General features: G+C 69.9%; 22 protein-coding genes and 7 pseudogenes. 16 read left to right on the top strand and 13 right to left on the bottom strand.

Annotation, left to right across the window (positions count from 1 at the left end; translation table 11 throughout):
* The first annotated feature begins 18 nt into the window (after positions 1-18).
* From O159_RS12360 to O159_RS12345, 4 genes and pseudogenes are all read left to right on the top strand, one after another.
* A pseudogene (locus O159_RS12360) lies at positions 19-931 on the top strand (AAA family ATPase).
* 12 nt (positions 932-943) lie between these two features.
* Positions 944-2,146, top strand: coding sequence for a DUF58 domain-containing protein (locus O159_RS12355; protein WP_021756112.1), 1,203 nt, complete (start codon positions 944-946; stop codon positions 2,144-2,146).
* Entirely contained in the window at positions 2,143-4,308 is a 2,166-nt protein-coding gene (locus O159_RS12350; RefSeq protein ID WP_021756111.1) for a DUF3488 and transglutaminase-like domain-containing protein, read from the top strand. Before O159_RS12355 ends, O159_RS12350 begins: the two co-directional genes overlap by 4 nt.
* Positions 4,299-4,652, top strand: a complete 354-nt coding sequence (locus O159_RS12345; protein WP_043993791.1) for an FHA domain-containing protein — start codon at positions 4,299-4,301, stop codon at positions 4,650-4,652. The genes O159_RS12350 and O159_RS12345 overlap by 10 nt, the downstream gene beginning before the upstream one ends.
* Before the next feature lie 15 nt (positions 4,653-4,667).
* Here O159_RS12345 and O159_RS12340 read toward each other — a convergent pair whose 3' ends face one another.
* The 3 genes from O159_RS12340 to O159_RS12330 form a co-directional block, all read right to left on the bottom strand.
* On the bottom strand, positions 4,668-5,318 hold the full coding sequence (locus tag O159_RS12340; RefSeq protein WP_021756109.1) for a biliverdin-producing heme oxygenase: 651 nt from the start codon (positions 5,316-5,318) through the stop codon (positions 4,668-4,670).
* 66 nt (positions 5,319-5,384) lie between these two features.
* Positions 5,385-5,843 carry a hypothetical protein gene (locus tag O159_RS12335; RefSeq protein ID WP_236609495.1) on the bottom strand — a complete coding sequence of 153 codons (459 nt, stop codon included), beginning with the start codon at positions 5,841-5,843 and terminating at the stop codon, positions 5,385-5,387.
* An 80-nt stretch (positions 5,844-5,923) separates the two neighbouring features.
* Positions 5,924-6,337 carry a DUF4383 domain-containing protein gene (locus tag O159_RS12330; protein WP_021756107.1) on the bottom strand — a complete coding sequence of 138 codons (414 nt, stop codon included), beginning with the start codon at positions 6,335-6,337 and terminating at the stop codon, positions 5,924-5,926.
* Between the two features lie 518 nt (positions 6,338-6,855).
* Between O159_RS12330 and O159_RS12325 the strand changes: the two genes are divergently transcribed.
* The 3 genes from O159_RS12325 (at position 6,856) to O159_RS12315 (ending at position 9,176) form a co-directional block, all read left to right on the top strand.
* The gene (locus O159_RS12325) at positions 6,856-7,884 is read left to right on the top strand and encodes a serine hydrolase domain-containing protein (RefSeq protein WP_021756106.1); all 1,029 of its coding nucleotides are present in this window, start codon (positions 6,856-6,858) and stop codon (positions 7,882-7,884) included.
* A 451-nt stretch (positions 7,885-8,335) separates the two neighbouring features.
* Positions 8,336-8,791 (top strand): hypothetical protein, encoded by a 456-nt coding sequence (locus tag O159_RS12320; protein WP_021756105.1) that lies wholly within the window; start codon positions 8,336-8,338, stop codon positions 8,789-8,791.
* Positions 8,792-8,987: 196 nt separating this feature from the next.
* Positions 8,988-9,176: a hypothetical protein gene (locus O159_RS12315; protein ID WP_021756104.1), complete on the top strand. Its 189-nt coding sequence runs from the start codon at positions 8,988-8,990 to the stop codon at positions 9,174-9,176.
* Between the two features lie 11 nt (positions 9,177-9,187).
* On the opposite strand, the gene O159_RS12310 is transcribed toward O159_RS12315, so the two are convergent.
* The 5 genes and pseudogenes from O159_RS12310 to O159_RS16930 form a co-directional block, all read right to left on the bottom strand.
* Entirely contained in the window at positions 9,188-9,412 is a 225-nt protein-coding gene (locus O159_RS12310) for a hypothetical protein (RefSeq protein ID WP_021756103.1), read from the bottom strand.
* Positions 9,413-9,511: 99 nt separating this feature from the next.
* Positions 9,512-9,766, bottom strand: a complete 255-nt coding sequence (locus O159_RS12305) for a hypothetical protein (RefSeq protein WP_021756102.1) — start codon at positions 9,764-9,766, stop codon at positions 9,512-9,514.
* Between the two features lie 51 nt (positions 9,767-9,817).
* Positions 9,818-9,973, bottom strand: a complete 156-nt coding sequence (locus tag O159_RS16060) for a hypothetical protein (RefSeq protein ID WP_236609494.1) — start codon at positions 9,971-9,973, stop codon at positions 9,818-9,820.
* Positions 9,974-10,198: 225 nt separating this feature from the next.
* Positions 10,199-11,219, bottom strand: a pseudogene (locus O159_RS12295) (Gfo/Idh/MocA family protein).
* 52 nt (positions 11,220-11,271) lie between these two features.
* A pseudogene (locus O159_RS16930) lies at positions 11,272-12,189 on the bottom strand (Gfo/Idh/MocA family protein); the annotation flags it as partial.
* 392 nt (positions 12,190-12,581) lie between these two features.
* Between O159_RS16930 and O159_RS12285 the strand changes: the two are divergent.
* Together O159_RS12285 and O159_RS12280 are read left to right on the top strand one after the other, a co-directional pair.
* Positions 12,582-12,929, top strand: coding sequence for a hypothetical protein (locus tag O159_RS12285; RefSeq protein WP_021756099.1), 348 nt, complete (start codon positions 12,582-12,584; stop codon positions 12,927-12,929).
* Positions 12,930-13,035: 106 nt separating this feature from the next.
* Positions 13,036-13,362 (top strand): DUF7882 family protein, encoded by a 327-nt coding sequence (locus O159_RS12280; protein ID WP_021756098.1) that lies wholly within the window; start codon positions 13,036-13,038, stop codon positions 13,360-13,362.
* Positions 13,363-13,442: 80 nt separating this feature from the next.
* On the opposite strand, the gene O159_RS12275 is transcribed toward O159_RS12280, so the two are convergent.
* Both O159_RS12275 and O159_RS12270 read right to left on the bottom strand, forming a co-directional pair.
* On the bottom strand, positions 13,443-13,790 hold the full coding sequence (locus O159_RS12275) for a hypothetical protein (RefSeq protein ID WP_021756097.1): 348 nt from the start codon (positions 13,788-13,790) through the stop codon (positions 13,443-13,445).
* A 412-nt stretch (positions 13,791-14,202) separates the two neighbouring features.
* Positions 14,203-14,475, bottom strand: coding sequence for a hypothetical protein (locus O159_RS12270; RefSeq protein WP_021756096.1), 273 nt, complete (start codon positions 14,473-14,475; stop codon positions 14,203-14,205).
* Positions 14,476-14,647: 172 nt separating this feature from the next.
* On the opposite strand from O159_RS12270, the pseudogene O159_RS12265 reads away from it, so the two are divergent.
* Positions 14,648-15,268 (top strand): annotated as a pseudogene (locus O159_RS12265) (flavodoxin family protein).
* Here O159_RS12265 and O159_RS16630 read toward each other — a convergent pair.
* Positions 15,265-17,205, bottom strand: coding sequence for an SLAC1 family transporter (locus O159_RS16630; protein WP_021756093.1), 1,941 nt, complete (start codon positions 17,203-17,205; stop codon positions 15,265-15,267). The pseudogene O159_RS12265 and the gene O159_RS16630 overlap by 4 nt on opposite strands.
* Before the next feature lie 192 nt (positions 17,206-17,397).
* Between O159_RS16630 and O159_RS12255 the strand changes: the two genes are divergently transcribed.
* On the top strand, positions 17,398-18,168 hold the full coding sequence (locus O159_RS12255) for a LysR substrate-binding domain-containing protein (protein ID WP_169725707.1): 771 nt from the start codon (positions 17,398-17,400) through the stop codon (positions 18,166-18,168).
* 30 nt (positions 18,169-18,198) lie between these two features.
* On the opposite strand, the gene O159_RS12250 is transcribed toward O159_RS12255, so the two are convergent.
* Positions 18,199-19,620 carry a basic amino acid/polyamine antiporter gene (locus O159_RS12250; RefSeq protein ID WP_021756091.1) on the bottom strand — a complete coding sequence of 474 codons (1,422 nt, stop codon included), beginning with the start codon at positions 19,618-19,620 and terminating at the stop codon, positions 18,199-18,201.
* A 32-nt stretch (positions 19,621-19,652) separates the two neighbouring features.
* On the opposite strand from O159_RS12250, the pseudogene O159_RS16360 reads away from it, so the two are divergent.
* Together O159_RS16360 and O159_RS16355 are read left to right on the top strand one after the other, a co-directional pair.
* Positions 19,653-20,567 (top strand): annotated as a pseudogene (locus O159_RS16360) (FAD-dependent oxidoreductase); the annotation flags it as partial.
* Positions 20,568-20,691: 124 nt separating this feature from the next.
* A complete protein-coding gene (locus tag O159_RS16355) occupies positions 20,692-21,171 on the top strand; it encodes an FAD-dependent oxidoreductase (RefSeq protein ID WP_407929770.1) in 480 nt (159 codons plus the stop codon).
* A 290-nt stretch (positions 21,172-21,461) separates the two neighbouring features.
* On the opposite strand, the gene O159_RS12235 is transcribed toward O159_RS16355, so the two are convergent.
* Complete coding sequence (locus tag O159_RS12235) at positions 21,462-21,836, bottom strand: hypothetical protein (RefSeq protein WP_021756090.1); 375 nt, start codon at positions 21,834-21,836, stop codon at positions 21,462-21,464.
* A 225-nt stretch (positions 21,837-22,061) separates the two neighbouring features.
* Between O159_RS12235 and O159_RS12230 the strand changes: the two genes are divergently transcribed.
* The 3 genes and pseudogenes from O159_RS12230 to O159_RS12220 all read left to right on the top strand — a co-directional run.
* A complete protein-coding gene (locus tag O159_RS12230) occupies positions 22,062-22,991 on the top strand; it encodes an aldo/keto reductase (protein ID WP_021756089.1) in 930 nt (309 codons plus the stop codon).
* 112 nt (positions 22,992-23,103) lie between these two features.
* Positions 23,104-24,084, top strand: a pseudogene (locus O159_RS14275) (IS481 family transposase); the annotation flags it as partial.
* A gap of 15 nt (positions 24,085-24,099) precedes the next feature.
* Positions 24,100-25,068: pseudogene (locus tag O159_RS12220) on the top strand (glycoside hydrolase family 3 C-terminal domain-containing protein); the annotation flags it as partial.
* Positions 25,069-25,123: the final 55 nt, after the last annotated feature.

Here is a 25,123-nt window from a genome sequence, read left to right as displayed (position 1 = left end):
CGACCCGTGAACGACCCGATGACACCGGAGGAGGCGGCCTGGTTCGCTGATGTGTTCTCCGCCGTCGTCGGGAACGTCGAGCGGATCGTCCGCGGCAAGACCCGGATCCGTGCAGCTGGCGCTGACCACCCTCGTCAGCGGCGGGCACCTGCTTCTCGAGGATGTGCCGGGCACCGGCAAGACCGCGCTCGCCCGGGCTCTGGCCCAGTCGGTCGGCGGGGCGAGCGGCCGCATCCAGTTCACACCGGACCTGCTGCCGGGAGATGTGACCGGGATGAGCGTGTACGACCAGCGCAGCCAGGAGTTCCGCTTCCACGCCGGTCCCGTCTTCGCGAACGTGCTGCTCGAGGTGATGGAGGAGGGGCGCGTCACCGTGGACGGCGAGGTGCATGAGGTTCCGCGGCCGTTCTTCGTGGTCGCGACGCAGAACCCGATCGAGCAGGCGGGCACGTACCGGCTCCCCGAAGCGCAGCTGGACCGTTTCCTTGTGAAGACATCGCTGGGCTACCCCGACCCGGTTTCGACGCGCGAGATCCTCGGGAACGCGCGTATCGACGTCCACCAGCTCGTGCTGCCGGCCGTGGCCTCGGCGGCGCATCTGGAGCGGATGTCCGAGATCGCACGCCGCACCCGGACGGACCCTGCGGTCATCGACTACGTCGCCCGGCTGGTGGATGCGACGCGAGACGAGGTGCGGCTGGGCGCCTCCATCCGCGGTGGCCAGGCCCTCGTGCGCGCCTCGATGACGTGGGCGGCGGCGCAGGGACGTGCGTATGTGCTGCCCGACGATGTGAAAGCCCTCGCTGAGCCCGTGTTGGCGCACCGGCTCGCGCTCGATCCGGAGGCCGAGTTCGACGGGGTCACCGCGGCGAGTGTGATCGGCCGGCTCCTGCTGGACGTGCTGCCCCCGGCGGAACGGATGATGGTGTGACCGAGAGCCGCCGTGCCGGGGCCGGAGCGACGGTGGGCGCTTGAGCGGCTGCGGGCCGCGCTGGGCCACGTCACCGGCACGGGACGCGTCGTGGTGGCGGCCGGTGTCGGCGCTTTCGCTGCAGGCCTTCTGCTCGGCTGGAAGGAGGCCGTTGCGGCCGGTGCCGCTCTCCTCATGCTCTCCGCGGGCGCGGTGTTCTTCCTGTTGCGGCGACCGGGGGACGCCGCCCGTCTGGAGGCGGACGCCACTCGCACCGTGGTCGGATGTCCCGTCGCGGTGCGGGTCGTCCTCGGCGCGGGCACCGGGCGCCGCTGGGCGAGCCGTGTGGAGGTGCGGATCGGCGATGAGGTGCGCGAAGTGGTGCCCCGCGGGTCGCGGGGAGGCGTTAGCGCCCTGTCGGTCCCGGCGCTCCGGCGTGGGCTGGTCGTGGTGGGGCCGGTGCGCACCGTGCGCGGCGATCCTGTCGGGCTGTACCGGCGCGAGGTGGAGTCGGCCGAACGGCTTGAGGTGCGGGTGCATCCCGTGACCGTGGCAGTGCCAGCGGCGAGCAGCGGCTACGTGCGTGACCTGGAGGGGACGCCGACCAGAGACTTGACCGCGAGCGACCTGGCGTTCCATACGCTGCGCGAGTACGCCCCGGGCGATGACCGGAGACACATCAGCTGGAAGAGCACTGCCCGCAGCGGAGACCTGATGGTGCGGCAGTTCGAGGAGACGCGGCGAAGTCACCTGCTGGTCGCGTTCTCGCTGGCAGAGCGAGACTACGCCGACGAGGAGGAGTTCGAGCTGGCCGTCTCCGCGGCGGCCTCGATCGCGGTGCGCGCGGTGCGGGACGGCCGCCGGCTGAGCGTGGTGACCGGCAACCCGGCTGACGCGACGCGCCCGGCTCTGCTGCCCACCATCGGCACGGCACGGCTTCTGGACGCGCTCGCCGAAGTGCAGCTCGGCTCCGCTCGGGTGGGAATCGGTCGCCTGTCACGGCTGGCGGCGGGCACGATCGAGGACGTCTCGCTCGCCTATCTCGTGTGCGGCACCGCCCCGACGATGCGCGAGTTGCGGTCGTGGGCGCTCCGGTTCCCGGCCGGAGCGGAGATCGTGGTGGTCGTCTGCGGTCCGGGGCGGCTGCCGACGCTGCGCAGGATCGGCGGTCTCACCGTGCTGACCATCGGGTTCCTCGACGACCTGGGCCGTTCACTCGGCAAGGCCGCGGCGTGAGGGCGCGCGCCGTCGACGCGGCCTTCTTCGCCGCCCTGCTGCTCGTCGCTGCGGCGTCGCTGTGGCCGGTCTACGAACAGGGGCGGGTGCTGGCGGTGATCGGTGGCGGCGTGGTCGTCGGCGGGGGTGTCGCGGCGCTCGGCGCTCGGTTCCGCTGGCCGGGCTGGGCGGTCGCCGGAGCCACCGCGCTCGCGCTCGCCCTCGTCGGAGCGCCGCTCGCCGTCCCCGGGGGAACGGTCGCCGTGGTGGTGCCGACGCCCGACGGCCTCGGGATGCTGGCCTCGGGGGCCGTGTTCGGGTGGAAGGATATGCTGTCGGTGCCGCTGCCGCTGGGCGACTACGGCGCGCTCCTCATGCCCGCTCTGCTGGTCGTCGCAGCGGCTGCCGCAGCTGGCTTCTCCCTCGTTCTGCGTTCTTCCTGTCCGGCTTGGGCGCTCGCCGCTGCCGCGGCGGTGTTCCTGTTCGGGCTGGCGTTCGGCGGCCACCAGCCGCTCTGGCCCGTCCTGCTCGGCATCCTGTTCGTCGTGGTGGCGCTGCTCTGGGCGACCCGCGGGATCGGCATGCCGCGCGGCGGGCGGGCGCGGCCGAGACGGTTCCTGGCGGCGACCGCGGTCATCGCGGCGACGGCCGGCGCGGGCGCCGGGATCGCCGCGGTGCTGCCGGCCACCGCGTCCCGGACCGTCATCCGGGATGCGGTGACGTCGCCGTTCGACCCGCGAGCGGAGCTGAGCCCGCTCGTCGCCTACCGCAACAGCGTGCTGCCGCCCGGCGCTGAGACCGTGATGCTGCGCGTCGGCGGGCTGCCGGAGGGTTCGCGGCTGCGGCTCGCCGTGCTGGACGACTACGATGGCCGCGTGTTCGCCGTGGGGACCGATCCGGCCTCCGGCGCGTACGAGCGCATCTCCCTTCGCGTGGTTCGTCCGGTTGCGCCCGAGGGCCGGTCGGCGCGCGTCGCGGTCACCGTCGAGGACTACCGCGGATCGTGGCTTCCCACGGCGGGCGCTGTCGAGTCGATCACGCTGGACGGTTTCTTCTACAACAGCACGGCGGGTGCGGGTGCGGTCGCCGGTGAGGTCGGGAAGGGGACTCGCTACACGATGCGGACCGTGATCGAGGGAATGTCCGAGGACGCGAGCATCGCCGCGGCCGTGCCTCCCGGGGCCGGCTCGGGCGTCTCCAGCATCCCGGCCTCCCTGGCCGATGCCGTCGGCCGCCACGCCGGCGACGGCTCCCCGGGCGCGCGGCTTCTCGCGCTCACGACCTGGCTGCGAGCCGGTTACACGAGCCACGGCGGTGAGGGGGAGCCGCCGAGCCGCTCCGGTCACAGCGTCGCCTGGTTGTCCGAACTAGTCGACACCGAGCCGATGGTCGGCGACGCCGAGCAGTACGCGCCCGCTCTCGCGCTGATGGCACGGCAGCTCGGCTTCCCGTCGCGGGTGGTTGTCGGATACGAGCCGACGGGTGACCGGGTGACCGGCGCGGATCTCACCGCGTGGGTCGAGGTGCGGACCGCGGACGGCCACTGGCTGGCGATCGATCCCAACCCGCCCGAACGGGAGGCGCCGGAGGACGATCGCGAGAGCACCAAGGCGATCGCGCTGCCGGAGACGGTGCTGCCGCCACCCCCGCCGACACGACCCGATGCCGTCTCCTCCACCGGCTCGGCCGGCGACGACAAGAAGCCGGAGCCCGAGCTTCCCGAGTGGCTGCGCACCCTGAACGCTGTACTGGGGATCGCCGCTGTCGCCGGCCCCGCTTTGGCTGCGCTGCTCGCACCGCTCTGGCTGCCTGCGCTGCTGCGCGGAGTCCTCCGCGGGCGGCGGCGCCGGAAGGACCGACGGGAGCGCGTGCTCACCGGTGGCTGGTCTCAGGTGCGCGACCGGATCGCCGAACTCGGGGAATCCGTTCCGCGCGCGGCGACGCGGCAGGAGGTCGCCGCGATCGCGCGGAGCGCCGAGGTCATGGTGCTCGCCGCGCGGGCCGACCGGGTGGCATTCGACGCCTACGAGCCCACGCAAGCCGAGGTGGACGCCTATTGGGTCGGTGTGCGCCGGGCGCGGTCTGTTCTGCTGCGTGCGCACGGGGTGCGAACACGGGTTAGAGTCATGATGTCTTGGCGTGGCATCCTGAGCGGTGTGAAGGGAAGACGGAGATGTCAGTGACATTCGTGATGGAGTTCAGCGACGGTCAGCGCGTGGAGTCCAGCGGGAGCGGAGTCGTGGGGCGGAACCCGGCGGTCCACACGCCCGGAACCGAGTTCGACGACCCCGCTCACGTCGAACTCATCACGGTGGCCGACGATGCGAAGTCCGTCTCCCGTGCGCACTTGGCATTCGGCCGGTACGACGATGTCTTCTGGGTGATGGATCTCGGGTCGGCGAACGGGACGACCATCACCTACCCTGGCGAGGGGACGTTCGCGTGCGATCCGAACACCCGGCACGAGGTGGACCCGGGCTCGATCGTGCGGTTCGGGAACGCGTCTTTCGTGCTCAGCCTGCGCTGACCGGCCCGGGGGTGTTCAGGCGGCCGCCGCCTTGGCCGCCGCCAGATCGTCGAACAGCTGTGTGTTGAACCGGAAAGCGAGGCCGACCTCGGCGATCACGCGGTCGCGCTCCTCCTCGTTCCAGTCCACCGCGTCGAGCTGGGCCCGGTAGACGTCCTTGAACACTTTCGGCTTGGCGATCTCGGCGAAGAGGTAGAAACCGACCCCGTTGGTCTCGAAGCCGTACTGACGCTGTAGAAGCGTGCGGATGATCTGGCCGCCAGAGAGGTCGCCCAGGTAGCGCGTGTAGTGGTGGGCGACGAAGCCGCCCGGCCAGGTGCTGCCGACCTCGCGGATGCGCGCGGTGTAGCGCAGTGTGCTCGGGAGCGGGTGGACGCGGTCGCGCCAGTCCTCACCGAGGAGGAACTCCAGGTCGGCTTCGATGGCGGGCAGGCGCGTGAGCTTCGGGGTGATGAACAGGGCGGCGATCGGGTCGTCCGCCATCCAACCGGCGGCCGTTTCCAGCGCGTCGTAGATGAACCAGTGCTGCGCGAGCAGGTGGATATAGTCTTCCCGGCTGCCTTTGCCGCTCATGAGGTCCTGCATGAAGGTCGCGCCTTCGCTCTCCTCGTGGACAGTCTGGGTGCGCTCGCGGAGTGCTTGGGAGAAGGGGATGGGCTCGGCCACGATGAGGTCTCCAGATCAAGTAAGGCTTACCTCAGTGTGTCCTCTGGCGGCCGGTCCCGTCAACCATCAGTGGTGGTGGACCGTCACCGCTGCGATGCCAGCATGAGTGGCTCCAAGTGCCGGAATGGTGACGCCGCAGACAGCGCAGGCGCTGAGCAGGAGAGCGGCGGTGAAGCGGACGGCTCCGCTCTGGGGTGGAGCCGGGCGCCGGCGGCGGAGCACGACGGCTGCCGGGGCGGCGACGGCGAGGTCCAGCAGCGAGGCAACGCCCATCGGCAGGAGCGGGAGCGTCAGCACTGTGCCGGAGGATGCCGTTGCGCCGATCGTGGCGAGCGTCGCCCACATCCCGATCGGCGCGAGGGCCAGCGCCGGGATGGCGCGGAACAGCGGTGGCCGATCGCGCGCCAGTGTCGCCACCGCCCAGCCGAGCTCCGCCAGCGCGAAGGCCAGCAGCAGGGCGAGCATCGGAAGGGGTGCGCTGGGGGCCAGGGCCGCGTGCAGTAGCCCGGCCCCCAGCGCGGCCACGGCGAGGAATGCCCGGGTCGCCGGAGCGACGGGATAGGGATTCCCTCATCCTGCTCATGGGAGTGCCGTGGCCCGATCGGTCAGACGGCGGCCGAAGAGGAGCGCACGGTCCGCTCGGCGCCGAGACCGACACCGAGGAGCACGATCGCGCTCATGAGGTGCAGGAAGTGGTCGGGCGTGTTCAGGGCGAGGATGTTCGCTTCCGTCCCGACCAGGAAGAAGCCCACGATGCCGAGCAGCAGGTAGACGGCTCCGATCGTGGTGTTCACCGCCTTGGCGGCGACGGCGCGGGTGAGTCCTGCGATGAGGAGCGCTGCGCCGACGAGCAGATGGATGATGTTGTGAAGCGGGTTCACCTCGAAGATGCCGAGGATCAGCCCGCCCTGGGTCGCCACGAATCCGACGCCGCCCGTGAAGGCGAAGCCGAGCAGGCCGACCAGCAGGTAGACGGCGCCGAAGACGGTGGCGACGAGGCGATTCGGTGATGTGCGCATTGTTCGTTCCTCCTTGACGACGGCGGACGGGCCGCCCACCTCGATCAGGGGTTCGACGCGGACCCGCCGATCGGATTGGCGCTTTCCGCAACCGCCGCCTCCCCTGTCGCGCAGCTGTGGATAACTCTGGGGACAACACGGGGAAGAGCGTGGAGAAAATGTGGAGGACACGCCCGACATGTGTATGGTCGCAGAATTCTCAGCTTAGAGAAAAGCCATTTGATCAGGTTATTTGCTTCTCAAATTCGATTTTCGAAGCTGTGTGCGAAAAAACAATCGTGTCATTCACACCGTTATCCAAGCTGTGGATGACGCAGCGCTGCGACATGCTCGCGAAGGGAGTCATCCACGCTCAGAAGCGCGAACAGCGTCCTCGTCGGCGGAGGGGAACGGGGTGGGCTCGTCGCCGGCTGAAAAGCGGGCTCACTCCGTTCCGGGCCACGGGCCGGCCGTGCGCCGGAGAGACGGGCGCTCCCTGGATCATTGCGTGCCGGGTCGCTGCGGAGGAGGATGCCAGCGTGCCCGATTTCCGCCGTGTGACCGATCTCGTCGACGCCCGCGGCGGCGCTGCCTGGCTCACTGTCTTGCGCGGCGGCGAGGTCGTCCTCGACCGCCGTTCCGGGTGCAGCGCGGCCGCGCTCTTCTACACATTCTCGGTGAGCAAACCGTTCGTCGCTCTCGCTGTCCATCTGCTCGCCGAGCGCGGGATGCTGCGGCTGGACGATCCTGTCGCCCGTCACTGGCCTGGGTACGCCGCCCGCGGTAAGAAGGGCGTCACGATCCGGCAGGTGCTCTCGCACCGCGCGGGTGTTCCGTATTCGACCGGGACGATGCTCGGGGACACCGTGCGCATGACCGACCCGGGGCGCTCGGTCGCCGCGGCGGAGGACGCGAAGCCGCGATGGCCGGCCGGGGAAGTGGTGGGCTATCACATCCTGAGCTTCGGCTTCATCCTGGGTGAGCTCGTCCGCCGGGTGAGCGGGGTTCCGGTGGAGCGGTTCATCGCCGAGGAACTGCTGGAGCCCGCGGGTCTCGGCGCGACGTCGCTGGGGCTGGCCGCGGCCGAGTCCGGCCGTGCGGTCCCGTTGCGCGCGTTGAGCGTGCCCGAGCGTGCCCGGACCCTGCTTTTCAACCGCCTGCGGACCCGCTCGGTTCCCATCCCGGCTGCGGCGGTGAGCACCAACGGGCGCGAGCTCGCGGAGTTCTACCGGATGCTGCTGGCCGGCGGCGAGGGGGTGCTGCGCCCGGAGACGATCGCAGCAGCGCGGGCCGTGTCGAGCGACGGCGAGCCGGATCGGATCATGGGCGGGCCCGTTCGCTGGGCGCACGGCTTCCAACTCGGCGGCCCCATCGGGCTCGCCCGGCCCACCGGTTCGCGGGCGAGCCCGCTCGCTTTCGGGCACAACGGCAGCAATATCTGCAATGTCTGGGCGGACCCGGCCCGGGATGTCGTGGTCGCCTACCTGACGAACACCGCGGACGAGCGACACCGGGCGCTCCGGCACCTCAGCGATGTCTCGGACGCGGTGCTTGCCGCTCTGGGGTGATTTACCTGTGGATAACTGTGTGGAAAAGACGTTCAAGACCGGGGAAATCTCGTGGATAAACGCACGACTGTCTGGGGATAACTGTCGTCACTGGAGCTAGAAAAGACTTCTGACCAGCATTATTTTTGCTTCATGCACTGTGGAGAACAAAATGCATGGATGTGGAGAGGGTGTACCGGATCCTGCTGTGGATGAAACCCCGGTCGCCCGAGAGGGTTCATACGCGTGAATCGTCTCGGGCCCGCCGCGCCGCATCGGCGTCCCGAGCGTCCGCGACGGTGAATGAGCAGGCGGAAGCGGCCGTCCCGTCCTCGCCCCGATGTCAGGGCTGATTCAGCCCCTGTTCACGGTCTTTTCATCCGTGAGAGCAGCCGCCATTCCCCGTCGATCTCTATCTTTCAGCGTGTTCGGGCGAGCTGAAGCCCGTCACTCACAATCGAGAGGAATCACCATGCGATTATCGCGCACGTTCTCCCGCCTGCTCATTGCGGGCATCGCAACGATCACGCTTGTCGCCGGCACGGCCGGAGCCGCTCAAGCCGAAGACTTCTACACGACATCCGGAGACTTCTCCTGGCGCTCGACAGGGGTCGAACGACTTGCGAACTGCGCTGCCACCCAGTGGTACAACAACGGCCAAGTGGGTTCGGATATCACGAACTGCACTTCTGCCGGCTCGGACCCCTACTGGGACGGCGTGCATCTCAAAGCCGCTGAGTACGTGGAGCTGATCGGGGAGCGCGTTCCCTACCGTTCGGACCAGAACTGCCCGGCCATGCACGGCTTCGCGTACGTCAAGTGCTACTACGTCGGTGGGAGGAGCCACGGAAACCCCGTCATGACCATCGCCGTCGAATCGTACGGGTACGGAGGAATCACGGCGAGGGTCAGCTGGTATTACCTCTGATCGTCGCGCGGCCATTCGGTCCCCTCGGCCGGAGAGCGCGTCGTCCTCGGGGTGTGCCTCCAGACTGCCTTCGTGATCGCGGGGCTGCCATCCCTCGTCTCGTGGTGCGCTCCAAGCGAAGAAGCGCGACGCTCGGTGAGAAGCCGACGCCGTTTCCGGCCTTCCCAGATGACCCGCCAAGGGTTATGGTCGCGCCATGCGACCCAAGACTCTCCTCGTCCTCGCTCTCTTCGTCGCCGCCTACATCCTCGGCGCCCGCGCGGGACGCGAGCGCTACGATCAGATCGCCAGCTCCGTCCGATCGTTCTGGAACGATCCGACCGTGAAGAAGGCTCGCAAAAAGGCCAAGCGCGAGGCGGAGAAGGCCCGCAAGCGCTTCATCTGACGCGCGGGGGCTCAGGGCTCTCGGTAGTCGCCCTCCGTATAGTCGCCGTCGGGCGCGTCGGCGGCCTCTTCCGCGTCGGTGTACGACCCCTCGACATCCGAGTCGGGGGTGACGCCCTCCGTCTCGGTGTACTGGCCGTGGATGGTCCGCTTGTGCGGTCCTTCGTCGTTCGCCTCGGTGTAGCCGCCCTCGAGGTTCTCGCGGGCGGCGCTGGCCTTGTCATCTGGGGTGCTCATAGCAGGGAGCTGTACGCCGGAGCGGGTCGCGCGGCCAGGGGACTCCGGTCGGCTGTGCCACCGCCCCGCACCGGGGGCGGCGCTGGTCCCCGCGGGCGTCTAACTGCCTCCGCCCAGTGTCCACCCCACCCCCGCGATCGCTCCCGCGGCCAGCATCCCGATTCCGACGTCCAGCGCCGGGGAGCCGTTCGTCCGCGGTACGAGGATGCCCGCGACCAACAGGAGGGCGCCCAGGTTGACGAATACGGCGGCGATCCAGCCGAGGGCGGTGCGCAGCGCCGTCTTCATGCGGGTATCGTAGTCGTCTTCATCGAAGCGCGGGGGCGCGGCGGCGCCCCCGCGCTCTGCTGTCATCGTCGCTCGCGTCCCGAATCTGCGTTCCGCCCGTTCCCGGGCGGCCGTCGCTCAGTTGAAGATCGCCCACTCCGAGCGGCTTAGTTTGGCGCTCTGCCCGCCGACCACAAGGTACCAGCTGCCCTCGTCGCGATGCAGGTACTGGGCGAGGAGGGTGGAGTACTTCCATTCTCCGGACACCTGTGTCCATCTGATCAGGGAGATCATCTGGCCCTGTCGAAGGTAGGGAACGGCGACGAAGTCGTCGTTCCTCGTGTGCTCTGGTCTGCGCAGCCGGCGCCCCGTCCGTGGAGTGCTCATGCTGAATACTAACCCAATTGCACGTATTAAGTATGTATTGAAATTAAATAGATTGCGTGTCATGGAGCCTTGTGTGATGCCAACGCGGGAAACCGCACCGTTCGGCCACGGCCGGGCTGCCGCCGGACAGGTTCAGCGGGCCGCCGTCAGCGACGGGATCGGGGCGACCGTTCCCGTCCGCGCCGATTCGTACGCCGCGAGGATGATCCCGAGCACGTCTATCCCCTCCTTCTGTGTGTGCAGCGGGCGGGTGCCTTCGAGCACGCTGCGGGCGAAGTGGCCGAGCTCTTCGGCGAACGGGTTGACCGTTCCCAGTTCGAGGACGGTCGGCTCCGCATCGCCGCGGCGGCGGTAGCTGAGCGTGGTGGCGTCGCTCGTGAGGCTGCCGAGTTCGCCGACCGCCGAGAACTTCTCGGTGCCATCGGCCGGCTGATAGGCCCAGCTGGTGACGACGGTGCCGATGACCCCGTTGTCGAACCGTACGAGCACAGTGGCCGAGTCCTCGCCCTCCATGAACGACAGCCGGTGGGTCGCGAGCATCGCGGTCGCCTCCACCGGAACCCCGCCCGCCAGGTGCAGCAGCAGATAGGTGGGGTGGTATCCGGGTGTCGATCAGCTCGCCGCCGCCTGAGGTGGAGGCGTGGGCTCGCCAGCCCATGTTCGACGGGTCGAAGTCGTTGTGGAAGGAGTCGGTGGTGCGCACCTCGTACACCCGGCCGATCGTCCCGGCGTCGATCAGCTCCTTGGCCTTCGCGACGGCCGGCAGGAACAGCTGGTTGTGGGCGCACATGAGGGTGACACCGGCCTTCTCGACGGCGGTGGCGACCTCCACGGCCTCCTCCGGTGTCAGGCAGAGCGGCTTCTCGCACAGGATGTGCTTGCCGGCGCGCGCGGCGGCGACGATCGCGTCCTTGTGCAGGTGATGCGGCAGGCAGATGTCGACGGCGTCGATGTCTGCCTCCGCCAGCATCGCGGTGTAGTCGGCGTAGATCGCCGCTCCGGTGTCACCCGCTCGGCTCTCGGCGCTCTCGCGCACCGGATCGGCGACCGCGGCGAAGGTGATGGTGCCGGGGTTCGCGAGGTAGCCCTCGAGGTGCGCTCTGGCGATGCCGCCGGCCCCGATCAGGCCGATGCGAACGGTGGATGCGATCATGGTCTCCTCCGAAGGAAAGGGGTGAGCAAAGGGATAAGGGACAGCGGGTGTGTCAGGCGGTCGCCGGAACGAGCGCGACCGTGTACCCGGTGCGGGCGGCCTCGTTCGCGGCGACGACGGAGCGGGTGAGCGCGAGCGCGTGGTCCAGGTTGTCGTCGGCGCGTGTCCCGTCGTGGATGTGCTGCACCCACTGGACGAACGCCCCCGGGCGCGCTGTCGGCAGCGGGAGCTCCCGCCAGCCGTCGCCGGTGTTCAGTCGCAGGCTGCGGCCGTCTCCGTACGTCAGCGCTCCCCGCGTGCCGCGCAACTCGATCGAGAAGTCGCCGGGGCCCTGCACGACGCTCGCCTCGAACACGCCCAGAAGGCCGCCGGGGAACTCCGCGGTCACGACCGCGTTGTCCTCCACCTGCCGCCCGGTGACGCTGCCTTACACGGCGGAGATCGCGGTCGGCTCGGCCCGGTGGAACAGCCGGGTCAGGTAGGCGGGGTGGCAGCCGAGATCGGTGAGGGCGCCGCCGATGGCCGCCTCCGGGTCGCCGAAGCGCTCCGGAAGCCAGCCGGCCACCCAGCCATCGTGCGCGAGGCGCACCCGGCTGTAGGTCAGCTCCCCGAGCCTCCCCTCGTCGAGTATCCGTTCGATCGCGACGGTGTACGGATCGTAGAGCCGCGGCAGCGAGACCTCGAGAGCGAGGTGCGCGGCGGCGGCGACGATCTGCTCCGCCTCCTCCGACGTCGGAGCGAGGACCTTCTCGGTGAAGACGTGCTTGCCGGCGCGGATCGCGCGCAGCATCACCTCCCGGTGCTGGTCGGTCGCGGTGGTGACGGTGACCGCGTCGAGCCCGTCGCGGGCGAGCAGCTCGCCCAGATCGGCGACGAACTCGACTCCGAACTGCTCGGCGGCGGCCCGGCCGCGCTCGGGGTCGTCGTCCCAGACGGCGACCAGAGTGGTGTCGGGATGCTCCTGCACGGCGCGCGCGTAGTCGCCCGCGTGGACATGCTAGAAACCGATCGCGGCGACAGCGAGTGGGCGGTTCATGCTGATCGAGGCCTCTTTGCCTGGTGTTCGACGCGCGCGAACACGGCCAGCCTAGCCACTTCGCACCGCCGGGCGCACGTCTTCTGCCAGAATGCCCGCAGAAGTCGGCGGAGCGCTCTCGTCCGGCTTACAGCGTCACGGCGGTTCCGATGCCCGACGCCGAGCTTCCCTCTCCTGCCGAGCCCCCCGGCCTGGATGTTCCGTTCTCCGCCGGTTCTCCGGGGTCGCGGAGACTCCCGGGAAAAGCAAGTATTCTCTGATGATTTTCTCACCATCTGCGGCTAAGATTTCATATTCGCCTCGTGACCGTTATGAAAGGGGATTCGATGAGAGCGTTCCTCCGCCGCGTCGCCGCACTGAGCGCCGACGACCTGGCCCGCATTGTCGAGCTCCAGCTCGCCGCCCAGCGCGGCGGTCGCCGTCAGCTCGAGAAAGCGGCCCGCGTCAAGGTCTCCCGGCTCGACGCCGAACACGACCGCGTCGCCACCATCGATGCGGCCTTCCTCGACACCGCCCGTGCGGTCGGCTATGTCGGGATGCGCCAGGTCGCGCAGTCTGCCGTCCGCTGGGCGGGCCTCGCCGAGGTCTACCGCGAACAGCTCACGACCGAGGAGGTCAAGGCGCTCCAATCGGTTTTCGTCGCCGCCACGACCGCCCCGCGCGTCCCCGCCTGAGGCCGCCCGCCCGCGGCATCCACGACGCCGGGGGCGTTTAGGGTGAAATCTTTCGTGTGTCAATCCCCCGAGAGCGGAGGGGCAGCCGTGCTCTGCGTGAGGCACTATGGACAGCATGGGAAAACTCGTCTACGGCACGGGTCAGGAGTATGATCTGGATGACCGAGTGCTGAGCCACATCAAGCTCGCGGTCGTCGCCAAGCTTCGCCGCCACGAGAGCTTCCTCCTCAACTGGGATGTGCCGGTCGAGCAGGGGTCCGGGCGCGTGTCGCTCTGGATCAGCCGCGAGGTCCCGCTCTCGTTCCAGTTCACCGGCAGCCGTCCGCCGTCGATCAACCCGCAGTGGCTGGAAGCCCTCATGCACACCTCGCAGCACACGGGCGGCATGGTGGTGATGGCGGAGGACGAGCTCAGCGTGTACCTGCCCGTCTGAGCGGGTGGCCACACCGGCTGAGACGCAGGTGTTCCGCCGGCGGCCGTCGATCTCTCCGGCGCCCATCCAGCACCGGTGGGCTAAGCGCGTGGAGCCCTCGACGCCTTGATCGCGGCGAACCACTGGTTCGACGAAGGCAGCCACATCAGGATGGCCGCCACGACCGCCGCGGCGACGAGGAGGAATCCGAGGCCGAACGCCGAGCCGAGGTTCAGCAGCGAGAGCACGGTGAGGATCGTCAAGACGATGCGGGCGCCGTTGCCTCCGCGACGAATGAGGAACGCGAACAGCGCGAACAGGGCGGTCGCGACGATCATCGTGACGACGATCGTCACGATGCCGATCGTCACGGCGGTGTCCGCGAGCTGATCGAGGTCCTGGCCCTGGAGGGAGGCGCCGCCCTGGCGCTGCAATTGGTCGATGACCACCGCTCGGCTGCCCGCGGCGGCGGCGATGCCGACCGATGCCGACGACGATGCTCAGCGCGGCGGTCGCGATATACAAGCCAGAAAGACGCGGTGACAGTCGTCGGGGCGGCGGTCGGTCGCTCGACCGGAGCGGTGGGTGTGCCGCTGTACGCGGGGAATGCGGCTGGTGCCGGCGGCGCGGCCGGGAACGCGCCGCCGGGGGCGGGTGGTGCCGGCGGGACGGGGGCCGCTGGGGCCGCGGGAACGGTGGGCTCCGCCGCCCGGAAGCCGTTCGGCTGGTCGCCGGTGTGCTGCTGCGGCGTGCGCTCGTCTTCTGGTGTGCTCATCTTGGGCAATCTACCGGGCATCCGCATCGCTCGCCAGCCGAGGACGGCCAGGCCGCATCCCCGCTGCGTTCTCGGCCGGCGCCGGTTCAGGGGAGGGAGTCGAAGTCGAACCAGAAAGCGTCGTCGTCCCTGTCGCTGGCGTCGGGGGCCGAGTTCTGGGGGATGGTCGCCGTCTCGATCCGGACACGCGTATGGCCGGTCACGAAGACCTCGCTCGGCGGGCGGCTCGACTGCGTGATCGCCACGAATGCACCGGCGGCACGGCTGGCTTCCACGATCCGGTGTTTGAGTTCCTCGACCGGCTCGGGATCGACGAAGGTGAACCTCAGATCGTCGATGTAAACATGGAACACCTTCATGTCCTCTCCCGGCCCCTCTCCTTTTCCCCGCCGATAGTACGCGGCCACGAGGGCGCCGCCAGTGTGCTTCTGCCTCGCCCGTCTCACCACTCAGCCATACGGTCATGTCCGCGCTGCGTCAAGGTCTCCGGGAGGGGGTTGCATTCGTGTCCGCGGAGTGTTCAGTCGGGATATGAGCGACTTCCCCCGAACCCTCAGCGCGCTGGCGCTGGTCTGCACTCTCAAACCGTCCCCGGCGGAGTCGAGCTAGTCAGCTGCTCGCCAAACAACTGCTCGATGCCCTGTCGGAGCACGGGGTGACCGGCACCGCTGTGCGGATGGTGGACTACGACATCCGGCCCGGAGTCGAACTCGATCAGGGCGATGGCGACGAGTGGCCGCACCTCCGTGAGCAGATCATTGCGTCCGACATCGTCGTGCTCGTCAGTCCGACGTGGATGGGGCACCTCACCTCCGTCGCGCAGCGGGCTCTCGAGCGGCTGGACGCCGAACTCTCCCAGACCGGCGACGGCGGCCGGCCGCTGATCGAGGGCAAGGTCGCGATCGCCGGGGTGGTGGGGAACGAGGACGGCGCGCACGCGATCGTGGCCGACGTGTTCCAGGGACTCAACGAGTGGGGTTCAGCATTCCGTCGCAGGGCTGCACGTACTGGAACGGAGAGGCGATGCAGACGGTCGACTACAAAGACTTCGACGAGACCCCAGAGGCGGTCGCCTCGGCCACGGCGACAGCGGCGCGGAACGCCGCGCACCTGGCGAGGCTGCTGCGCGAGCGGCCCTACAGCGCCGACTAGCCTGGCGGGATGGCCGATGCTCTTGCGCTGCTGATGTCGTCCGGAGGCGGCCGCCCTTTCTCACCGCCCGTCGCGGGTCTACCATGAGCGCCACGATCAACGACCTCCCGATCGGATCGGTCCGGCCGACCGCGGCCGACCGGGTGCGGCAGAGCGCGGTCGTCGCGGCTGCCGTCGTCGCTCTGATCGGTGCGTTCGCGGGGTCGGGTTTCGCCGGGGGCCGTCCCATCCCGGAGGCGGTGGGCGGCGCGCTCGGACCGGATGCCACCCTTGTCGCACCCGCCGGTCCCGCTTTCGCCATCTGGAGCGTCATCTATGCCGGCCTCGCCGCCTTTGCGATCTGGCAGGCGCTTCCCTCGCAGGCGTCCCGGCGCCGCCGGCTGGTGGATGACGGCGTCCATGCTCCTCACAGCGGCCTGGATTCTCTCGGTCCAGGCCAGGCTGCTCGCCCTGAGCGTCCTGGTCATCGCCGCCCTGCTCGTGGCGCTGATCGTCGCCTTCGTGCGGCTCCGGCGCGACCCGGCCGGCACGATGGCCGACGCGATCCTCTTCGACGGCACGACGGGTCTCTTCCTTGGCTGGGTCATGGTCGCAACTGTCGCGAACATCGCCGCCGCGCTCGCTGCTTCCGGCTTCGCCGGGTGGGGCATCGACCGAGAGGTCTGGGGAATGGCCGTGCTCGGCGTCGTCGCGGTCATCGGCTCGGCTCTCGCCGTCGGGGATCGCGGCCGGTTCGCTCCCGCTGCCGCTTCGGCGTGGGGGCTCTCCTGGATCGGGTTGTCACGGCTGGCGGGCTCGCTGCCGAGCGTCCCGGTCGCTGTCGCCGCCTTCGCTGCCGCGGGCCTCATCGTTCTGGTCGCTGTCGTCGTGCGTGTCGTGTCGTGCGCGGCTGAAGCGGACGCAGCCGGGGCACGGCCGGGAAGCTGAGCGGCGACTGTGCGTGTCGCGACGACGAGCCAAGCGGCGAGCAGAAGCACGAGGAAGCCGGCCGCGAGAGCGGTGAGCGCGGGCGAGCCGGTGACGATCGCGAGCCCGGCGGCGCCGGTCGCACAGGTGCCCACCGGAAAGGTGAACGACCACCAGGTCAGCGCGAACGGCATCCCCTGGCGAGCGGTGCTGAGGGTGATCGCCGCCGCGATCGCGAGCCATAGCAGCGCGAAGCCGAGGATCGGCGTGCCCACGAGCACCGCGTCCGAGCGCAGCGAGGGGCTTCCGCTCTCGCGGGCCAGCAGGGTGAGCGCGGTCACCGACTGGCCGAGCGGTCCGAGCACGATCCACAGTGTGGGGACCATCGTGGACGCCCCGATTTTGTGGCGGGTGAGCCGTGTCCAGAGCTGGGCGACGATGAAGAACGACGCGAGGAGGCTCATGCCGAACATTCCCAGGCACGCGAGCAGCATCGTGTGCTGCCCGGCGCCGTCCAGGTGGGGGAGGAGCAGGGCGCCGGTGGCGGCGGAGACCATCGGCAGGACGACGGGCATGAGCCAGCCTCCGAAAGCCGCATCGTCCGCCAACTCGAGCCGGGTGAAGACGAGGTACGGGATGGCGGCGGCCGCGAACAGCCCGAGAACGGTGCCGGCCGTCCAGAGCACCGCATCCACCGCGAGCGCCGCCCGGTCCCCGATGAGGTCGTGGCCGACCAGCAGCGCTCCGGCGCCCACGGTCAGCATGGCCATCGGCGGCGCGCCGTAGAAGTGTGCCATGACCGGGTGACGATGATGACCGCGTGCCGCCTCGGGATGCCGCAGCCAGTGCAGGGCGGTCGCCGCGAGCAGGAAGACGAGCAGGACGGCGGCGAGCAGCCAGAACACGAGGACTGCCGCGCGCATCCCGGGCAGTTGCCCCGGGAAGCCCGCCAGCGCGTTCGCGACGATCCCGGTGCCCATCACGGCGGCGAACCAGTTGGGGGTGACGGCCTCGAAGCGGAAACGGTTCATGCTCCCCACACTGCGCCAGGGGAGAGGGGCGGCGGTAGTCTCGGTTCGTGACAGGGACACAACCACAGCTTGGAGCCGGCGTGGACATCGCGGCCCTCCGGATGCTGTGCGCTGTCGCCGAACGCGGCTCGCTCTCGGCCGCCGGGGCGGTGCTCGGGGTGACGCAGGGCGGTCTCCGCCCGCATGCGCCGCTTGGAGGATGCCCTCGGACTCGCGCTCCTGGAACGCTCGCCGGCCGGGACGCGGCTGACCGCTGCCGGGCAGGTCGTGGCCGGCTGGGCGGCGGAGGTGATGGCCGCCGCCGGTCGCCTCGTGGAAGGCGCAGCGGCGCTGCGCGGCGACGAGGCGGGCGCGGTGTCCGTCGCGGCGAGCCTCACCGTCGCGGAGTACCTGCTTCCGCGCTGGCTGACGCGGCTGCGTTCCGTCGCCCCCGAGGCCCGGGTGGCGGTCGCCGCCGTCAACAGCGCGGCGGTGCTGGCCGGGGTCGCACGCGGCGAGTATCCCCTCGGCTTCGTGGAGACGCCGGACTCCGCCCCCGGACTCCGCACCAGCCGGATCGCCCGCGACGAGCTGATCGTGGTCGTCGCGCCCGGCCATCCGTGGGCGCGCGCAGCCGGTCTCGACGCCGCGGCCCTCGCCGCCGTGCCGCTGGTCGCCCGGGAACGGGGGTCCGGCACGCGCCTCGCCGCCGAGCGGGCGCTCGCCGGCGCCGGGCTGCGCCCGGCCGAACCCGTGGCCGAGCTGCCGACCACCGCCGGCATCCGCACCGCGGTCGCGTCCGGTCTCGCGCCGGCGCTGCTCAGCATCCTGACAGTGCGCGACGACCTCGCCGCCGGACGGCTGGTGCGCGTGCCGCTGACGGATCTGCGCATCGTCCGCGAACTGCGCGCGGTCTGGCGGCCGGACACGGATCTCCCCGCGGCGCTCAGGACGCTCTTGCGGGTGGCCCGGGCCGATCGCTAGGCCGATATCGGTTTGAGACCCGGATGACCGTCAGATTCTGATCCACCCGGTGGCCAGCGCCACCACCGCCGTCACCGCCAGGAGCACTGCGGCCACGCACAGGGCGGCTTCGTGCGGACGGAACACCCGCAGCCCGCGCTCGCGGCGGGCGAGAGCGAAAAGCAGCGTCCCCGGCGCATAGATCACGAAAGTCATGAGCAGATACTGCGGCCCGGCGGCCACGATGAGGAAGAGGGTGTACGCGGTCGCGATCACCGCGACCGCCAGCCCGCGCCGGCTGCGCCCGCCGGGATCGTCGCCGGCCGGCGTCTCAAGTTTCAGCGCGTACGCGGCGGTGAGCACATAGGGGATGAGCGCGAGCGAACTGCACAGGCTCAGGGCGAACGTGAACGCATTCTCCGCGAACAGCGTCACCACCAGCAGCGTCTGCACCAGCAGGCTCGTCAGCAGCAATGACGCGACCGGGACGCCACGGGCGGAGGTGCGGGCGAGGAACCGAGGCGCGTCATCGTTGCGCGCCGCACTGAACAGCACTTCGGAGGCCATCAGCGTCCAGGAGAGGTACGCGCCGAGCACCGACACGATCAGCCCGGCGCTGATGAAGGCGTAGCCCCACGGCCCCACGACGACGGCCAGCACGCTCGCGACCGACGGCTGCCTCATCCCGCCGATCTCCGCGCGCGGGGCGACCCCGAACGAGAGGATGGTGATCATCGCGAACAGGCAGAGCACCCCGAGGAAGCCGATGAGCGTGGCCCGGCCGACATCCTTTCGCGAGCGGGCGTAGCGCGAGTAGACCGAGGCTCCTTCGACCCCGAGGAACACGAAGACCGTCAGCAGCAGCGTCTGCTGGATCTGGCCGCCGAGGGAGCCGAGGCCGGGCGCTTCGCCGCCCCAGAGGTTCTGCGCGAACATCTGCCAGGAGAAGCCGACGGTCGCGACCAGGACGAGGAAGACCTCCAGCGGCAGGACTTTCGCGACGGCGACGATCGTGTTGATCCAGGCCGCTTGCGGGACGCCGCGCCGGATCAGGAAGGAGAACAGCCAGACGAGGCCGCTGGAGACGAGCACCGCGACCACGGTGTTCCCACCGCCGAACGCGGGGAAGAGCGCCCCGAGCGTGGACCCGATGAGGACGAGGTAGGTCACGTTGCCCGCGCATCCGCTCGCCCAGTAGCCGAACGCGGAGAAGAAGCCGACGTAGTCGCCGAACCCGGCCTTGGCGTAGGCATAGATTCCGGAGTCGAGTTCGGGGCGGCGGACGGCGAGGCGCTGGAACACCAAGACGAGTGTCAGCATACCGGTGCCGGCCAGCGTCCATGCGACGGCCTCTCCGATCGCACCGGTGGCGCCCGCGAAGGTGCCGGGCAGCGAGAAGACGCCCGCGCCGACCATCGAGCCGACGACCATCCCGGCGAGCACGAGCACCGGCAGTTTCCTGGTCTGTTGCACTGGTCGATCTTACATTTCTCTCCCAGGGCGCGGTGAGCCGGGACGCCTATGCTGTCCCGGTGCCCCTGTCCCGTCGAGCGCGTTCCTCCGCTGCCGTCGCCCTCGCTGCGTACGCGCTCTTCGTGGCCCTGGTCGCGTTCTGGCCGATCCCGGTGGATCGCCCACTCCAGCAGCCGCTGTTCCGGTTGCTCGGGGCGTTCTCCGGGATCGGCATCCGCCCGATCGACGCATACACCGTCCTCGAGAGCGCGGGCAATGTGCTCTTCTTCGTTCCCCCTGGGCTGCTCTTCGTCCTGATCGTCGGCCGTCGGCGCTGGTGGCTGGCCCCGCTCGTCGGCTTCGCCGCGAGCGCGGTCATCGAGGCCGGGCAGTTCGCCTTCCTGCCGGAGCGGTTCGCTTCGCTGATGGATGTGGCCGCGAACACCACCGGCGCTCTGCTGGGGGCTGCGCTGGGGGTCGTCGTCTGCGCTCGCCGGGAGAGGCGCGGAGCGCTCGCCGAGGCCGGCTCTCGCGTTCTGCTGCTGGAGGCGTTCGGACGGGGGCACGACCGCGGCTCCTCGCACGGCGCCACGCGGATCTTCCGCCACGGTTACGCCGAAGCCGACTACGTCGGGATGACCGTGGCCGCGCGAGACGGGTGGCGGAAGCTGGAACGCGCGAGCGGACGCGCCCTGTTGGAGGAGACCGGCGCGGTCGATCACGGCGACCCGGCGGCTCTGGACCGCATCCAGGACGCGATGGCCGCGGCCGGGATCGGGACCGAGCGGCTCGACGGGACGGAAGCGCACCGCCGGTGGCCGGGGCTGCTCTTCGAGGAGGACGTGCTCTTCCACGCTGACGGTGGCCGGCTGCATGCCGACGCTGCGATCGAGGCGCTGCTGGATGCGGCGGCCGTCGCGGGGGCCGAGCTGAGGTTCGGCGCGCCGGTCGCGCAGGTGCGGCCGGTCGGCAGCGGCGCGGTCTCCGTGCTCGTCGGCCACGACGTGCTGCGGGCATCCTGTCTGGTCCGTCGCGGCGGGTTCGTGGACGCCGAAGCTCGTCGGCGGCTGGCTCGCGGAGCGCGGCCGCCCGCTGCCGGAGGTGCGCGTGACGGAGGAGCAGCCGGCCCATTTCCCGCTTGTCCTGGGCCCGGTCTCGGACGAGAGCGTCTGGCCGAGCTTCGTGCATCATCCCGTCTCGGCCGGCCGGGACGTCTACGGTCTGCTGACGCCCGGAGAGGGAGTGAAGGTCGGCATCCACGGCAACGGTCCGGCCGTCGACCCGGAAGCGCGTGACCCGCGCCCCGATCCGCTCCGGCTGGCCGCTCTGCGCGAGTATGTCGCGGAATGGGTGCCCGGTGCGGATGCGGACCGTCCCGCGGTGGTCAGCTGCCTCTACGACAACGCGCCGGATGATGCGTTCGTGCTCGACCGGGTCGGGCAGGTCACCGTCGCGACCGGATTCTCCGGGCACGGCTTCAAGTTCGCGCCGGAGCTGGGCGGGATGCTCGCGCGGCTCGCCCTCGACGGCGCTCCGCCACCCGAGCGGTTCCGCCTCGCAGCGAGCAGCTAGCCACCCACCCCCACCCCGCCCCACCCGAAAGGGAGGAGTTTTCGGCCCTCGCCGCTCGAGACTCCTCCTTTTCTTGCGTTTTGTCCGGATCTGAGATGTATCTCCTCCTTTTCCTGCCGCGCAGGAAACGGAGGACTTGTGGAGCCGAGGTGCGGCGTGTCGCAAGGAAAGGAGGAGATATGGGGATGGTGGGGCAGAATCTCCTCCCTTCCAGTGGGGCTGGATGGGGTGGGAGAGGAGGGGGTGGGAGATGGGGGAGGGGAGGAGGGGGATGGGGTGGGTGGAGGGGGTCAGGCGCCTGCGGGTGGGTCCGCCGCCAGCGCCACCCGCTCGGCCAGGTAGGTGTGCGCGTCCACCGGCTCGCCCGCTGCGCTCCAGCGCACTAGCAGCCGTCCGTCGCGGAGCAGAAGCGGTCCGGTGGCGTCCCGCAGCGCCCCGGCCGTCAGATCGATCGGGACGCTGTCGAAGTTGACCGTCTCACCGTCCCGGACATGTCCGCGTCCGGCCGCCGCGCGGAAGGCGCGCCGGGTCTCTGCGGAGACGGAGACGTACTGCGTGCGCCCCGGAGGCGTCGCGCGGATGAGCCGGCCCGTCGCGTGCAGCCCGGCCTCGGCGTCCAGCAGCAGCACCCCGAGCCGCCACACCCGTCCGACCGGACGCAGCACCGGTTCGAGGGGGACGCCGAGCTTGCGCCGCCGCGTGGGACGTACACCGCGAGCGCTTCATCCCGGGCGCCCGCCTCTGTCAGCGTGCGGACAGCGGTCACCAGCTCTGTGCGCAGAGCGATCACCGCCTCCTCGCCGAGCGCGTCGTCCATCCTGCGAGCCTAGCTTTGTCGTGCCCGCGGGCCCCCGGGTGCGAACCCCCCGAAGGGGGTGTTACATGGGGGCATGAAGACCTTCACGCTGCCGAACACCGCGATCGATGCCTCGAACGTTATCCTCGGCCTCATGCGGATCAGCCCGCTCTCCGCCCAGGAGATCCGCGCGCTCGTCGGAGCCGCCCGGGATGCCGGGATCACCATGTTCGACCACGCCGACATCTACGGCGACGAGCGTCACGGCGCGGAGCGGCGTTTCGGCGACGCGGGGGCGATCCCCGCCGCCGAACGCGACCGGGTCGTCATCCAGTCCAAGGTGGGCATCCGGGACGGCTTCTTCGACTTCTCGCGCGAGCACATCCTGACGACCGTCGACGAATCGCTCGCGGCCCTGAACACCGACTACCTCGACATCCTGCTGCTGCACCGGCCCGACACGCTCGTCGAGCCGGAGGAGGTCGCGGCGGCGTTCGACCGGCTGGAGGAGTCCGGCAAGGTGCGGTCGTTCGGCGTCTCCAACCACACGCCCGGCCAGGTGGAACTGCTGAAGCGCTGGGTCCGGCAGCCGCTGGCGGTGAACCAGGTGCAGCTGAGCATCACGCACGCGCCGATCCTCGCGCAGGGCGTCGCCGCCAATATGGCCGGCCTCGATCAGTCCGTCGACCGCGACAAAGGCATCCTCGACTACGCCCGGCTGAACGACATCACACTGCAAGCGTGGTCGCCGTTCCAGAAGGGCTTCTTCGACGGCGTCTTCCTGGGCGACCGCGAGCACTACGCCGAGCTGAACGACGCGCTGGACGAACTGGCTGCCCGGTACGGCGTCACCCCGGCCGGTGTCGCCGTCGCCTGGATCACCCGTCACCCCGCCCGGATACAGGTCGTGCTCGGCACCACCGACGCCGGACGTGTCGCTGAGTCGGCGGCCGGCTCCGACCTCCCGCTGACACGCGAAGAGTGGTATCGCCTGTTCCGGGCCGCCGGTCACACCCTCCCCTAGGTGTGCTGCTCAGGGACGTTGGTTGAGGTGTGACGCGATAGATGGGTGAGGACCTCCCGGTCGAGAGTGGGGCTGTCTAGTTTCCCTGCACTCGATGACTTAGGAGGTCCTCGTGACCCACGCTAATGCTGCTTTGACTCCTCGCGAATGCCTCCGCCTGGCCCGCCAAGTCGTCGACGACGGCTGGTCCGTTGCTGCGGCGGCGACCTACTTCCGAGTGTCCTGACGCACCGCGGACCGATGGGCTCGTCGTTACGTGGAGATGGGCGAGGCGGGAATGCTGGACCGTTCGTCACGGCCGCATCACAGCCCGAACAAGACCCCGCGAAGACTGGTCCGCAAGGTCGTGCATCTGCGGTGGAAGAAGCGGCTGGGACCAGTCGGTATCGGCGCCCAGCTCGGCATGCCCGCCTCGACCGTTCACACGGTCCTCTCCCGGTGCCGGATCAATCGGCCCAGCCACGTCGACGTCCGCACCGGCGAACCCGCCCGCCGCTACGAGCACGAGCATCCCGGATCGATGATCCACGTCGACATCAAGAAACTCGGCAACATCCCCGACGGTGGCGGCTGGCGCTACGTCGGACGTCTCCAGGGAGAGCGGAACAAGGCCATCACCGCGAAGCGGACCGGGAAACACGGGATCACCGGCGACATGATCACCGGCACAGCGTTCGTTCATACCGTCATCGACGATCACTCCCGTGTCGCTTACGCCGAGATCCACGACGACGAAACCGCCGCCACTGCAATCGCTGTTCTGCGTCGAGCGGTCGGCTGGTTCGCCAGCCGTGGCGTCACCGTCGAACAGGTGCTCTCCGACAACGGCTCCGCATACCGCTCATACGCCTGGCGCGACGCTTGCGCCGAGCTCAGCATCCAACCGAAACGCACCCGGCCCTACCATCCGCAGACGAACGGCAAGATCGAACGCTTCCACCGCACCCTCGCCGACGGCTGGGCATACGCCCGGCACTACAACTCCGAATCAGCCCGCCGCAACGCACTCCCGGCCTGGCTGCACTCCTACAATCACCACAGGCCCCACACCGCCATCGGCAGCCAGCCACCCATCAGCAGATTGACCAACGTCCCTGAGAAACACACCTACTACGGGATGCCGATCGCCCTCGAGATCGACGGCGAGGAGATCGAGCCCGTCGGCTTCGGCTACAACAAGCAGATCGTGACCGGTTTGCTCCGTCAGAAGTTGGGCTACGACGGCGTCGTGGTCACCGACTGGGAACTCGTCAACGACAACCATGTCGGCGACCAGGCGCTCCCGGCCCGCGCCTGGGGCGTGGAGGAGCTGAACCCCGAAGAGCGCATGCTCCGCATCCTCGACGCGGGCGCCGACCAGTTCGGCGGAGAGGAGTGCGTGGACCTGCTTCTCGCCCTCGTGCGCGACGGCCGCGTCAGCGAGGCGCGGATCGACGAGTCCGCGCGCCGCCTGCTGCTCGTGAAATTCCAGCTCGGGCTCTTCGGCGACCCGTTCGTGGACGAAGAAGCCGCCTTCGCCCTGGTCGGGAACGAGGCGTTCCGTGCCGCGGGCCACCGGGCGCAGGCCGAGTCGGTGACGCTGCTCCAGGTGGCGGAGGGGGCTCTGCCGCTGGCCCCCGCCACACGGATCTACGCGGACGGCTGCTCCCTCCCGGACGCGGTCGCCACGCCGGAGGAGGCCGAGGTCGCCGTCGTGCGCGTGAACGCTCCGTGGGAGCACCGCGATGACCTGTTCCTTGAGGCGTGGTTCCACCAGGGGTCGCTCGATTTCCCGCCGGCCGAGGTGGAGCGCATCCGGGCGCTCGCTGCGCGTGTCCCGGTCGTCCTGGTCGTCAACCTGGACCGCGCGGCCATTCTGACGCCGTTCGTCGACATGCCCGGTGTGGTCGCACTGGTCGGCGTCTTCGGGACCAGCGACGCGGCGCTCCGGGACGCGCTCTCCGGCCGCATTCCGCCGCGGGGCAGACTCCCGCTCGAACTGCCGTCCTCGATGGCGGCGGTGGAGGAGCACGCACCCGACGCCGTGGGCGGATCGCGCGACGCGCTGTTCCCGATCGGGCACGGTCTGACGCTCTGACGAGGGGAGGATGGAGTGGACGGCGGTTCCGGCAGCGGGGTGCCGATGCCGGAGC

It is taken from the genome of Leifsonia xyli subsp. cynodontis DSM 46306, assembly GCF_000470775.1.
Taxonomy (GTDB): Bacteria; Actinomycetota; Actinomycetes; order Actinomycetales; family Microbacteriaceae; genus Leifsonia; species Leifsonia cynodontis.
Note: the sequence above shows the minus strand (reverse complement) of the source record. Positions and strands in the feature narration are given on the sequence as shown.

What these genes read in the sequence shown, in the direction of transcription:
- O159_RS12345 (WP_043993791.1), top strand. Translation starts at nt 4,299, where the DNA reads ATGTCAGTGACATTCGTGATGGAGTTCAGCGACGGTCAGCGCGTGGAG.
- O159_RS12330 (WP_021756107.1), bottom strand. Translation starts at nt 6,337, where the DNA reads ATGCGCACATCACCGAATCGCCTCGTCGCCACCGTCTTCGGCGCCGTC.
- O159_RS12320 (WP_021756105.1), top strand. Translation starts at nt 8,336, where the DNA reads ATGCGATTATCGCGCACGTTCTCCCGCCTGCTCATTGCGGGCATCGCA.
- O159_RS12315 (WP_021756104.1), top strand. Translation starts at nt 8,988, where the DNA reads ATGCGACCCAAGACTCTCCTCGTCCTCGCTCTCTTCGTCGCCGCCTAC.
- O159_RS12310 (WP_021756103.1), bottom strand. Translation starts at nt 9,412, where the DNA reads ATGAGCACCCCAGATGACAAGGCCAGCGCCGCCCGCGAGAACCTCGAG.
- O159_RS12305 (WP_021756102.1), bottom strand. Translation starts at nt 9,766, where the DNA reads ATGACAGCAGAGCGCGGGGGCGCCGCCGCGCCCCCGCGCTTCGATGAA.
- O159_RS16060 (WP_236609494.1), bottom strand. Translation starts at nt 9,973, where the DNA reads ATGATCTCCCTGATCAGATGGACACAGGTGTCCGGAGAATGGAAGTAC.
- O159_RS12285 (WP_021756099.1), top strand. Translation starts at nt 12,582, where the DNA reads ATGAGAGCGTTCCTCCGCCGCGTCGCCGCACTGAGCGCCGACGACCTG.
- O159_RS12280 (WP_021756098.1), top strand. Translation starts at nt 13,036, where the DNA reads ATGGACAGCATGGGAAAACTCGTCTACGGCACGGGTCAGGAGTATGAT.
- O159_RS12270 (WP_021756096.1), bottom strand. Translation starts at nt 14,475, where the DNA reads ATGAAGGTGTTCCATGTTTACATCGACGATCTGAGGTTCACCTTCGTC.
- O159_RS16630 (WP_021756093.1), bottom strand. Translation starts at nt 17,205, where the DNA reads ATGAACCGTTTCCGCTTCGAGGCCGTCACCCCCAACTGGTTCGCCGCC.
- O159_RS12230 (WP_021756089.1), top strand. Translation starts at nt 22,062, where the DNA reads ATGAAGACCTTCACGCTGCCGAACACCGCGATCGATGCCTCGAACGTT.